8 protein-coding genes are annotated in these 12,758 nt (G+C 34.9%); 7 read left to right on the top strand and 1 reads right to left on the bottom strand.

Annotated elements, in window-relative coordinates; translation table 11 throughout:
- Nucleotides 1-9: 9 nt before the first annotated feature.
- From LJ207_RS07445 to LJ207_RS07435, 3 genes are all read left to right on the top strand, one after another.
- Nucleotides 10-1,038, top strand: a complete 1,029-nt coding sequence (locus LJ207_RS07445) for an SAM-dependent methyltransferase (protein ID WP_229345707.1) — start codon at nucleotides 10-12, stop codon at nucleotides 1,036-1,038.
- 115 nt (nucleotides 1,039-1,153) lie between these two features.
- Nucleotides 1,154-2,269, top strand: a complete 1,116-nt coding sequence (locus tag LJ207_RS07440; RefSeq protein WP_229345705.1) for a cobalamin B12-binding domain-containing protein — start codon at nucleotides 1,154-1,156, stop codon at nucleotides 2,267-2,269.
- A 3-nt stretch (nucleotides 2,270-2,272) separates the two neighbouring features.
- Nucleotides 2,273-3,223: a GGDEF domain-containing protein gene (locus LJ207_RS07435; protein ID WP_229345703.1), complete on the top strand. Its 951-nt coding sequence runs from the start codon at nucleotides 2,273-2,275 to the stop codon at nucleotides 3,221-3,223.
- Here LJ207_RS07435 and LJ207_RS07430 read toward each other — a convergent pair.
- Nucleotides 3,220-3,870 (bottom strand): LysE family transporter, encoded by a 651-nt coding sequence (locus LJ207_RS07430; protein WP_229345701.1) that lies wholly within the window; start codon nucleotides 3,868-3,870, stop codon nucleotides 3,220-3,222. The two genes, LJ207_RS07435 and LJ207_RS07430, sit on opposite strands and share 4 nt — an antisense overlap.
- 173 nt (nucleotides 3,871-4,043) lie before the next feature.
- On the opposite strand from LJ207_RS07430, the gene carB reads away from it, so the two are divergent.
- The 4 genes from carB (at nucleotide 4,044) to LJ207_RS07410 (ending at nucleotide 12,726) form a co-directional block, all read left to right on the top strand.
- Complete coding sequence (gene carB / locus LJ207_RS07425) at nucleotides 4,044-7,247, top strand: carbamoyl-phosphate synthase large subunit (RefSeq protein WP_229345699.1); 3,204 nt, start codon at nucleotides 4,044-4,046, stop codon at nucleotides 7,245-7,247.
- A 656-nt stretch (nucleotides 7,248-7,903) separates the two neighbouring features.
- On the top strand, nucleotides 7,904-10,390 hold the full coding sequence (locus tag LJ207_RS07420) for a sensor domain-containing diguanylate cyclase (protein WP_229345693.1): 2,487 nt from the start codon (nucleotides 7,904-7,906) through the stop codon (nucleotides 10,388-10,390).
- Nucleotides 10,391-10,965: 575 nt separating this feature from the next.
- Nucleotides 10,966-12,405 carry an HD domain-containing phosphohydrolase gene (locus tag LJ207_RS07415; protein ID WP_229345691.1) on the top strand — a complete coding sequence of 480 codons (1,440 nt, stop codon included), beginning with the start codon at nucleotides 10,966-10,968 and terminating at the stop codon, nucleotides 12,403-12,405.
- A complete protein-coding gene (locus LJ207_RS07410; protein WP_229345682.1) occupies nucleotides 12,406-12,726 on the top strand; it encodes a nucleoside triphosphate pyrophosphohydrolase in 321 nt (106 codons plus the stop codon).
- The last annotated feature ends 32 nt before the right edge of the window (nucleotides 12,727-12,758 follow it).

Genomic DNA, 12,758 nt, shown 5'->3' with positions numbered 1-12,758 from the left:
GTGGATTTTATGAATTTAGACAAAATACTGGCCAAAGGTTGGCTGCCCGATTTTTTGCTCCGCTATGCTATCAGAAAAGTTCTGGCTCATAAGCTCAAAAAACAGCGGATTACAGATGTAGAAAAGCGTTTTGAAAAGCTTAATCAATTCATAGCTGGACTTAAAGAAGAAGCGATAGCAGTTCAAACCGATGCTGCTAATGAACAACATTATGAACTTCCTCCAGCTTTTTTCGAAAAGGTCCTGGGAGAAAACTTAAAATACAGCTGCTGTTACTGGGAGGACTCTCAACAAAATAGTCTTAAACAGGCAGAACTTGCTATGCTTAAACTGAGTGTTGAGAGGGCAGAAATTAAGTCTGGACAAAAAATTATGGATTTAGGCTGTGGCTGGGGCTCTTTGAGCTTTTACATTGCCGAAAATTATCCAGACTGCAGTGTGACAGCACTTTCTAATTCTCAACTACAGATAGACTATATCAAAACAAAGGCTGAAGCTAAAAAACTGCATAACCTGCAGGCTAAAAAAGCAGATATCAACAGTTTCCAGCCTGAAGCTGAATATGACAGGGTGCTTTCTATAGAAATGTTTGAACATATGCGGAATTATCAGCTGCTTTTGAATAAAATAGCTTCCTTTTTAAAAGCAGACGGTAAATTATTCGTTCATATTTTTTCTCACCACAGCTATCCCTATCTCTATGAGGACCGAGGAGATATGAGCTGGATGGCCCGCTATTTTTTCTCGGGAGGAACAATGCCCAGCCAGGATCTGCTCCATTATTTTTGTGATCAGCTGACTTTAGATAAACAGTGGGCGGTTTCCGGCAGCCACTATCAAAAAACCTTGCTCAGCTGGCTGCAAAAAATGGATCAAGAGCAGAAAGAAATCAGGACAATCTTTAAACAAACATATGGAGCTGAAGAAGTAGAAAAATGGTGGAACTATTGGCGAACCTTCTTTATTTCTTCTGCAGAGTTTTTTGGCTATAATAATGGTAATGAATGGTTTATCAGCCATTATCTTTTTAAAAAATGAAGCAGAAAGGCTTAAATAGGGCTTTTCTGTCGAATAAAGTAAAAAAATGCAGGATTTTTTTGAGTTAAAGGGAAATTATAAGTAGAGTAGTTAAATATACTTAAGAGGTGGTATGATGGCTAAAACAATTTATGATAATCTTGCCGAGCTTCCAGTTATTACAGCCGATGCAGCAGCAGAATACAAAGAGAAAAAAGAAATATTAACAGAAACGGTTAATGAGCAGTTAAGCAGTAGAAATGATATTTTTGAGTTGATTGGGCATAACCCTATCTCTAAAATGCAAAATAATCATGATAATCACGCCAGGTTTATGGCTAATATTTTTAAGCTTAATGATTATAAGCTGCTTTTGAGAACGGTTATTTGGGTTTATATGACCTATCACAGTCATGATTTTAGTTTTGATTATTTCTCGGTAGAACTAAAAGCCTGGATTGAAGCTATAGAAGAAAAGCTAAGTTCTGAAAGTGCAGGCCAAATAATTGAAATCTATAATTTTATGCTGGATAATCACCAGAATTTTATTGAATTATCAAAAGAAATTGATAATGCTCAAATCGATATTCCAGCAGATATGGAGACTACATATAATTTATTTTTCAAATATCTTCTTAATGGAGATCATAAAAAAGCTTTAATGTTGGCTAAAGAAGAGATCGAAGAAAAAGAAGATCTGCAGATCTTTTTTAATCATATAATTAAGCCAGCAATGTATGAAGTTGGCTTTTTATGGCAGAAAGGTGCTATATCCGAGGCTGAAGAACATCTAGCTTCTTCTATTGTGGCCAGGGTGATTTCAGGCTTATATATTTATATAATTGACCTAGTAGAGAATTCTAAGGGTAAAGCTGTTATCTCAGCTGCTGCCAATGAATACCATGAGATAGGTTCTAGAATCATTGCAGATTCCTTAGAAATGGACGGCTGGGATGTTGAACATCTTGGTGCTGATACACCGGTGGAGGCACTGATAGATTTTCTCAAGATGCAGCAGCCAACACTGCTCGGTTTATCTGTTTCGATGGCCTTTAACTTAGACAATTTAAACGAGACAATAGCAAAAATTAAATCAAAGCCAGAACTAAAAGATCTGAAGATAATGGTTGGTGGTAAGATCTTTAATGAAAATCCAGAACTCTGGAAAAAAACAGGTGCTGATACCTGGGCCAAAGATGGAGAAGAGGCAGTAGAGATTGCAAAAAAATGGTGGGAAAAAAAGGAGGGGTAAGCAGTGCTTGAAGATATTTATTCAAAGTGTCCCTATCCTTTAGATCTATTTTTAGATAAATTAAGTTCTTATATTTTGCTTAATTTTGATATGGACTTAACGATCAGGGGTTTTAATAAAGAATTTTTAGAGACGGTAAAGTTAGTTGAGGCTGAGATAAAAGATAAAAGTATTGCTGATATATTTAGCAGTTCTAGTTTGCAGAGGGTAGATTTTGATTCAATCAAAAGCTATCAGAGAGTAAAGCTCTGTTTTAAAGAAGATGTTATAATCGATAAATTATATCACCAGTATAATTCATATTTTTTTAATTTAGAAGACGGCTATTATTTGATTGCAGAAGAAAGCACTCCAGAACAGGGTGAAATAATAGAAAAGATCAGCCGCTTAAATAATGAGCTGGCAAATAAAACACGGGAACTGAGTCGGAAAAATGTTAAATTAGAAAAGGCTAAACAAAGAATAGAAGAACTGCTGAAAACAGATAAACTGACAGCTTTGAGCAACCGCAGGCATTTTATGGATTATTTTGAAAAGATGATAGCAAATGCTAAAAGACATTCACTTCCTCTTTCACTTGTGATGTCTGATTTAGATCATTTTAAAAAGATTAATGATAATTATGGTCATAGTGCTGGTGATAGGGTATTAGCTGCTTTTGGGCAACTGTTATTAGAAGAAACAAGACAGGGAGATCTGGCCTCAAGAATAGGGGGAGAAGAATTTACTATTATTTTAAATGGAACCCCACTTAAAGAAGCTAAAAATTATGCAGAGAGGATCAGAAAAAAAGTTTCCAACTTGGAGTTCGAAGCTATAGAGGCTGGGATAACCATCAGTATGGGGATAACAGAACTAAAGCCTAAAGATGATGCAGAAAGTTTTTTAAAAAGAGCAGATAAGGCCCTCTATAAAGCTAAAAATAAGGGTCGTAATAGGGTGGAGAGCCTTTAACTAAAGTATTGAATAGAATCGATTAAAAAAGAAGCGCCAAAATATATTAAAAGCAGAGAAAAGATTATTATTAATTTCCTGTACAAATTATCATTTAAAAATTTTCTTCCTTTAGAGATAAAGAAAGCTATTAAAGCATACCAGGCAAAATCGGCAGAAATATGGCCCATAAAAAAGGAAGCTGCAGCAGTATTTCCATGCTGGGAAGCATTTGCCAAATAGGTCATTCCTATAGTTGCCCACCAGATTGTCCAGTATGGATTAGCGATACTAACCAGTGCCCCGGGAATTATCAAACCTCGCAATTTTTCTTCACCATCAGCTTTTTTATTTAAGGCTTTTTCGAATGATATTTTTTTCTTCAGAGCTGAGTTAATCATGTCAGCTGCCATCAAGATTAATACCAAGCCTCCAACAATTCCGATTACAGCAGCAAATAATGGGCTGGCAAAAAGCCTGCTCATTCCTGAAAGTAGAAGTATAACCAGGATTAGTTCCAGGATAGCATGACCGGTTATAATCAACGGTCCTGCGATAAAACCCTTCTGCAGACTGCCGTTGATAACATAGGTTAAAAGTGGACCTGGCATCATGGCTCCTGAGAGGCCAATTATAAATGAAGAAAAAGCAAGTTCTAATTCAAGCATTTTTTTCAACTCCAAAATAAATTTAAAATCTTCTTAGATAATTTTAGTACTTTAATTAATTGTACAAGCCAGAATTCATTTAGTCAAAAAATATTAAAAAATTTAAGCAGGAATCTTTAAGCTAATATATAAAGTATAATACAGCATTAATATATTTGAGGAGGAGAGCAGTTATGCCAAAACGAGAAGATATTGAGAAGGTGTTAATAATTGGGTCTGGCCCAATTGTTATAGGCCAAGCCTGTGAATTTGATTATTCAGGTACTCAGGCATGTAAAGCACTTATGGAAGAAGGATATGAAATAGTATTGGTTAATTCGAACCCGGCAACTATAATGACAGATCCGGAAATGGCAGATAGAACCTATATTGAGCCGTTAAATGTCAGTAGTTTAGAGAGGATAATAGAAAAAGAGAAACCAGATGCCCTACTTTCTAATCTTGGTGGACAGACAGCTTTAAATCTTTCATCAGAATTATATGAAGCGGGAATCTTGGAAAAACACGGTGTAGAAATCATCGGTATTCAGCCAGAGGCAATCAAAAGGGGAGAAGACAGGATTTCCTTCAAAGAGGAGATGGAAAAACTTGATGTCCCTATGCCCCGCAGTTTACCGGCTTATACTGTAGATGAGGCCGAAGAAATAGCTCAGGACCTTGGTTATCCGGTTGTAGTTAGACCAGCCTATACCATGGGGGGTACAGGTGGTGGATTGGTCTATAATGTAGAAGAACTTAGAAATATAGCTGAAAATGGTATTGCAGCCAGCATGATTAATCAGGTTCTGATCGAAGAGGCAGTAATCGGCTGGCAGGAATTAGAATTAGAGCTGGTAAGAGATGATAATGGTAAAAAAATATCGATCTGTTTTATAGAAAATGTAGATCCAATGGGTGTTCATACAGGTGACAGTTTCTGTGTAGCACCGATGCTGACTGTTCCCCAGCATATTCAGGATAGAATTGAAGAATACAGTTACAAAATAGCAGATGCTATTGGAGTGATTGGAGGGGCTAACTTTCAGTTCGGCTATAATCCGGCAGATGACAGGATGGTTGTAATCGAGATGAATCCCAGGACTTCCAGATCTTCAGCCCTGGCTTCTAAAGCAACCGGTTTTCCAATTGCCAGGATTTCTACCAAGCTTTCGGTAGGTATTACTTTAGATGAGCTTCCTTACTGGAAAGAAGGAACTCTTGATAAATATGAGCCAAGTGGAGATTATGTAGTTGTTAAATATGCCCGCTGGTCATTTGAAAAATTCCCTGGAGCAGAAGATAAATTGGGAACCCAGATGAAAGCTGTTGGTGAAGCGATGAGCATCGGTAAAAATTTTGCTGAAGCCATGCAGAAAGCCATCCGTTCTTTAGAGATAGGCAGATATGGTTTGGGCAATGTTCCTGAAATAGAAGAGCTGAGCAATGAAGAAATAAAAGAAAGGCTAAGCACCCCTTCTAGTGAGAGATTCTTTTTAATCTACCAGGGAATGTTAAATGGGATCAGTATTGATGAAATTTATGAGATCACCTATGTTGATAGATGGTTTTTAAATGAGATGAAAGAACTTGTTGAACTGGATTTAGAGCTTAGAGAACATAGAGGAGCAGTACTTCCTGAAGAGCTTTTGCTTAAAGCAAAAGAAAAGGGCTTTTCAGATAGATATATAGCTCAACTGACTGAAAATGAAGAAGCTGAGCTTAGAAGTCAAAGACTTCAAGTAGGCAAAAAAGGTCATTTTGATATTGTTCCTGTTAGTGGAGCAGATGGTGAATATTATTATTCATCATATAATATGGACAAAAGTCCGGTTGGTGCTACAGATAATAAAAAGGTTATGATCCTTGGTGGAGGTCCAAACAGGATTGGCCAGGGAATAGAATTTGATTATGCCTGTGTTCATGCGGCCTTTACTTTAGATGATCTTGGTTATGATTCTGTAATGGTAAATTGTAATCCTGAAACTGTTTCAACTGATTATGATATCTCAAATAAACTATATTTTGAGCCTTTAACTACAGAAGATGTATTAAGGATATATGAAAAAGAACAACCTGATGGGATGATAGTTCAGTTTGGCGGCCAGACACCACTCAATATTGCTGCAGAATTAGAAGAGGCAGGTGTCAATATTTTGGGAACCTCTCCGGCAAGTATAGATTTTGCTGAAAACAGGGAAGAGTTTAGAGCTTTGATGAATAAATTAGATATTCCCCAGCCAGAGAGTGATATTGCCAAATCGGTTGCAGAAGCTTATACTATTGCTGAAAGAATTGGCTATCCTTTGATGCTGAGACCTTCTTATGTGCTTGGTGGTAGAGGGATGGAAATCGTTTATGATGAAAAAAGTCTGACAAAATATATCGATACTGCTGTAGCAGAAGTATCAGCAGAACATCCAATTTTAATTGATAAATTTTTAGAAGATGCTTTAGAAGCAGAGGTTGATGCTTTAACAGATGGAGACGAAACCTTTGTTGCAGCGGTGATGGAACATATAGAAGAAGCTGGTATTCACTCAGGTGATAGTGCCTGTGCAATTCCTTCGATTAATATTACAGATCAGCAGTTAGAAACTATTAAGGACTACAGTGCTAAAATAGCAGAAGGACTTGATGTAGTTGGTCTGATGAACATCCAATTTGCTATTTATCAAGGGAAGGTATATATTATTGAAGCAAACCCAAGGGCATCAAGAACAGTACCTTTAGTCAGTAAGGTTACGGGTATCAATATGGCCCGCCTGGCAACAAGACTGATGCTTGGTGAACCACTTTCAGCCCTTGAGCTTAAAGATAAGCAGATACCTTATACAGGTGTTAAGGAAGCTGTTTTCCCATTTGATAAGTTTGATAATATTGATCCTGTTTTAGGACCTGAGATGAAGGCTACTGGTGAGGTAATGGGAATTGCAGAAAGTTATTCTCATGCTTTCTATAAAGCCCAGACAGCTGCAGGTTTAGAGCTGCCGCTTTCAGGCAAGGTTTTAATCACTGTTAATGATAATGATAAGCCGAAAATAATCTCTACTGCCAAAAAACTGGTGGAGCTTGGTTTTGAGATCAAAGCAACTCAGGGAACTCATGAGTTCTTAAAAGAAAATGATATTGAAAGCAGTGTTATTAACAAACTAAACAAAGGCAGACCGAATATTATCGATGCCATTAAAAATGGAGATCTTCAGCTGATCATAAATACTCCGATCGGTAAAGAGGGTATAGAAGATGACAGCTATATTCGTTCTGGAGCTATTAAATATAAGATACCATATATAACTACCACAACAGCTGCCAAAGCAAGTGTTGAGGGTATAGAAGCAGCAATTAAAAGCGATTATAAAATAAAAGCAATTCAAGATTACCATCAACTGCTCAAATAATGAGCAAAATTCAATTCTAAATAAAGATAAAAATGCCCCTTTAAAGGGGCATTTACTTTTTTGAGATAAAATTAGGCAAAAAAATAACAAGGTTCTGACGAATCTTCTTCGATTTCCTGTTTGTAGTTTGTTTTTTTACTCTTCTTATTTTTTCTTTTTCTTTTTGATTTAGCCCTCCATTACTAGTTTTGATTTCTTCAAAGTTTATTATTAAAGAAGGCTATTCCTTAATAATTACTTTTTGGTTATCTCTACTAGTAATTTCTTCGGCTTTAATCTTACTAAATCGCCAAGAAATTTACTTAAATAAGAATTTCAAAAGACTACTTGCAAACATTCAATCTTAGGACTTCCTCAGAACCTTGTACTAATATTATAGGCCCAAAAACTTAAAAAAGCAAAAAGCCTCAGTGCTTATTATTGAGCTTTAAAAACCATTAGAGCGAATTAAAATACAGATACTCTAAATTTTATTAATTTTCAGAATTTATAAATAATATGATAATAGAATAGCTTAATTAAAAGAGCGGCTTCTAAAGGCTGTTCTTTTTTTAGAAAAATTAAATTTTTTGAAGGAGAAACATAGTTTTACTTGAAATATAATTTAGTAGAAATAGTTATTAATTTCAGCTAAAATTTTAATTGTGGTGATGAAAATGGATCAGATTCAAGCATTCAGCAAAATATTCGACAAATTGAAATTAGGTCTTGCAGTGATCGATTCAGAAGGCAGCTTTCTGTTCATAAATAAAACTGCAGTAGAAATAACAGGCTACACTAAAAAAGACCTGGGCCAGATAGAGAATTGGTTTGAACTTGCCTACCCTGATCAAAAACTGAGATCTAAAACCAAAGAGAGATTCTATCAAGATATTGAAAGCGGTTCTTACAGCAATCTGACAAAAATAAGAACTAAAGATAAGCAGGATAAATATGTAGAATTAAGGGTAAACCAGCTTGAAAACGGGCTTCTTTTGGTAAATCTGTTGGATAGAACCGAAAACCATAATTTGACCAAAAAATTAGCGGAAAAAAGCAGGTATTTAGATAAAATAGTCTCTAATATTCCTGAAGTGATAATTTTACTAGATGAGCAGGAGAGATTTTTGGATATCTGGGCAGGTGTGGAAAGAGAACTTTATAGGGTAAAAGAAGAGATTATTGGCAAAAAGATATCAGAGATATTTTCAGGAGAACTGCTTGAAAAATTCAGGAAAAACTTAGAACTTGCTGAGCAAAGTTATCAGGTGCAAAGTTTTGAATATCAGCTTGAAATCGGGGGTAATATAGAAAGCTATGCTGCTAGACTGCTTAAAATAGATAAAAGCAAGGGCAGTGAATTCTTAGTTGTCAGCCGAAATATTAGTGATAGGTATCAAAGAGAAAAAGAATTAGCAGAAGTTAAAGAAAGATTGGAGCTGGCTGTTGATGGTGCTAAACTGGGTGTTTGGGATTGGGATTTGCAGTCAGATCAGATTAGCAATAATGATCATTTTAAAAAAATGGTAGGTTTAGATGCAATAGCCGAAGAAAGTTGGGATTTTTCTTTTTCTGATTGGGAGGCATTAGTCCATCCTGATGATAGGGAAAAAGTTAAAAATTTAATTGATGATCACCTTAAAGGCAAAACAGAACTTTACCACAGTGAACATCGTATTAAAACTACTTCTGGAAACTGGAAGTGGATTAATGATATAGCTAAAGTTAGTAAATTTGATGATAACGGTAAGCCAGCTCGAATGGTTGGGATAGATATAGATATTGACAAGCGTAAAAGAGAAGAGGAAGAAAACATCTATCTAAGTACAGCTATGAAAAATATTTCTGATGCTGTTATCTTAAAAAATAAAGAATTTGAAATAATCTATCTTAATAAACAGGCCGAGAAATTATTTGGTTATAGTTCAGCAGAACTTAAAAATAAAAATCTTTTAAAGCTGATAGCAGGAGAAGATGCAGCTCAGATTCAGCAGAAAATAGAGAGAAAAGTTGGCAAAGGTGAAATCTATTCTGGAGAGCTTAAAAACAAAAAGAAGGATGGCAGCACTTTTGTGGGAGAGTTAAAAGTAACACCTGTTTGCACAAAAAATAAGGGTTGTAATTATGTTAGCATTTTAAGAGATATTACTGCAAGAAAGACAAGAATAAAAAAGCTCAGATTCCAGTATCAGTTGGAAAATTTAATTTCTAATATCTCAACTAAATTTGTAGGCATAGATCTTAAAAGTTTAGAAGGGGCTTTATCATACAGCCTGGAAAAGCTGAGTGTTTTTCTGCAGGCTGAGAGGAGTTATCTTTATCAATTTGATGATTACAGCAGAACACTTTCTAAACTAGCTGACTGGAGAAAAACAAAAAAAATAGCCCAAATAGAAAGAAATAAGGTTGAAGAGTTATTTAACAATAAAGATTTGATTGAAGAATTAATGAATAAGGGCTATTCTTATATTAAGGATCTTGATCAACTTAGTAATTCTCAGCAAAAAAATATTTTAGAAAGGGATAATATCAAGTCCAGTATATATTTAGGGCTTTTTGAAGATCAAAAATTATTTGCTATTATAGCTTTTGACTTTTTTAAAGCAAAGCAGGATTTAAATGAGAGTTATATTAAAACACTTGATATTGCTGCTCCTATAATTGCCAATGCTATAATCAAAAATAACAAGGATAGGGAAATCCAGCGTTTGACTTTTCAGGATAACCTGACCGGTCTTTATAATAGAACCTTTTTAGCAGAGGAGATCAAAAGGCTTGATCAACAAAGACAACTACCGATCAGTATACTTATTACGGATATCAATGGTTTAAAAGAGATTAATGATAATTTTGGCCATAAAATGGGTGATGAATTGATAGTTAAAATGGCCGAAATATTAAGCACTACTTTTAGAGATGAGGATATTATTGCCAGGTGGGGTGGAGATGAATTCATAGTTTTTCTTCCCCAGACAAGAAAGCCTGAAGTTGAAAAAATGGTAGAAAGATTGCAAAGAGCATTTAAGAAAACTGAGCAGGATGAACTTGCTATTAGAGCGGGGATAGGTACTGCAGTTAAAGAAAGAGCAGCTCAAGATATTAATCATATCATAAATAAAGCAGATAAAGCTATGTATGAAGATAAAGCCAAAAAGAAACTGTAATAAACAGGCAAAAAAATAGCAAGGTTCTGACGAATCTTCTTCGATTTCCTGCCTGCAGTTTGTTTTATTACTTTTCTTGTTCTTTCTTTTTGTTCTTGATTTAGTCCTCCATTACTATTCTTAACTTCCTCAAAGATTATTATTAAAGAAGCTTATTCCCTAATAATGTCTTTTCAGTTATTTTAAATAGTAACTTCACTGGTTTTAAGCTTGCGCCTAAATCTCAAACAAATTTACTTGAATAAGAATTTCAAAATACTACTTGCAAACATTTAATCTTAGGAGTTCCTCAGAACCTTGTATAAGTATTATATGCCTCTTTAACAAAAAAAGCAAAGCTTTTCTAAGCTCAAATTTAGTTATTGTGGCTATTTAAGTCTTTATATGTCTATTTAGCTTTAAATATTATCAACTTTCAGAAAATTAAAGCTATTATTATATAATGAAAAAATCAGGAAATTCTTTTGTTATCAGCTATTATTTGTTATAATAGATTTAATTAATAACAAAATTTCCAAATTTCTTTAAAAAATAGATATATATTTATAATCTCGGTTGAAAAGGGAGGTATAAACTTGGCTGAAGAACAAGTTATTATCGATAGATTCTATAAGACTATAATTGATAGTGTATATGATATGATTTTTCTGCATGATTTGGAGGGGAATATTCTCGATGTTAACAAAAAGGCAACAAAAACAATGGGATATTCTCGAGAAGAATTATGTGAGCTGGAAGTTTTTGATCTTCATCCAGATGATTCAAATAGAGATGTCTATAACCGTAAAAAAGTAAAAGAACATTGGCAGAAATGTGCGGTTGGCTCTTCAGTATATTTTGAACTTGAACATCTAAATAAAGATGGGAGTAGAACTCCGGTCGAGATTAGTGCAGGCAAGGTAGAAAATGGTGATCAGGAATATTTTATTGCTTTTGTGAGAGATATTACTGAACGCAAGGAAAAGGAAGCTAAAATAGAATATCTCAGCTTACATGATCATTTAACAGGATTATATAACAGGCGCTATTTTGAGCAGAGTTTAAAAAAGATTGACAAATCTATGCTGCCTCTGAGCATTTTAATGGCAGATTTAAATGGTTTAAAAATAGTTAACAGCAGTTATGGTCATACAATGGGTGATAAAGTTCTGATTAAAGCGGCTGAACTTTTAGCAGAGATTATTCCTGAATCTGCAGTTTTAGCCCGCTATGGTGGTGATGAGTTTATCATCTTATTTCCTAATTGTGATTCTGAGCAGGCCCATCAGTATCTTTATGAGATTAAAGAACGCTTTGCCAGAACGGAATTAGAAGGGATTCCCCTTTCTATAGGTGTTGGGCTGGCAGTTATGGATAGTATGGCAGCAGAGATAAAGGATATTATAAAAATTGCTGACAAAGATATGAATCATAATAAGTTGTTAGAAACAAATAGTGCTAATAATAAAATAGTTAAGGGATTATTAAGTGCTTTGAGTGCTAAAAGTGATGAAACCGTAGAACATACAGAACGGATGACCGAATTGGCTATTTGTGTTGGTAGGAGATTGGGCATTCAAAATTCACAATTAAACCGCCTCTCTCTGCTGGCTGCCTTACATGATATCGGAAAAACATCTATTCCAGGAGATATTTTAACCAAAGCGGGAAAATTAACTGCTGAGGAATGGGAGATCTTAAAAGCTCATCCTTCCCGAGGCTATAAGATTGCTTCAGCTACCAGTGAATTCTCGGTAGTTGCAGAAGAAATTCTATCTCATCATGAAAGATGGGATGGGAATGGCTATCCCAGGGGTTTAAAAGCTAAAGAGATTCCCTATCTGGCCAGAATAATAGCACTGGTTGATGCTTATGATGTAATGAGGAGTGGAAGGCCCTATAAAAAAGCAATGAGCAAAAAAGAAGCTGTTGCTGAGATCAATAGATGTAAAGGAAGCCAATTTGATCCCTATTTAGCAGAAGAATTTGTTGAAATAATTGATGAAGTAGAATTTTCTTATCAGGGGGATAATTAAGTGACTAAAGAAATAAATTATAATAAGCTGATCAGAGATAAGATTCCAGAGCTAATAGAAACTGCAGGAAAAAAATATGAGCTGCACAAAGCTGATGACAAAGAATATCTGCAGAGCTTGTTGGCAAAGGTTAAAGAAGAGCTGCAGGAATTTGAAGAGCAGCCTTCACTTGAAGAAATGGCTGATATTTTTGAGGTCTTAACTGCTTTAATAGCTTATTTTGATTTTGATGAAGAAAAGATAAGGGAATACCAGGAGAAAAAAAGAAAAGAACGTGGAGCCTTTAAGAAAAGATTGATCTTAGATAAGGTTATAGAATGAATGTTTTAAAAGTTGAATAAAAGATTAAAGAA

Origin of the sequence: Halanaerobium polyolivorans (assembly GCF_020711195.1) — a bacterium.
Lineage (GTDB): Bacteria > Bacillota > Halanaerobiia > Halanaerobiales > Halanaerobiaceae > Halanaerobium > Halanaerobium polyolivorans.
The sequence above is the reverse complement of the archived record's forward strand: the minus strand, read 5'-3'. Positions and strand labels throughout refer to the sequence as shown.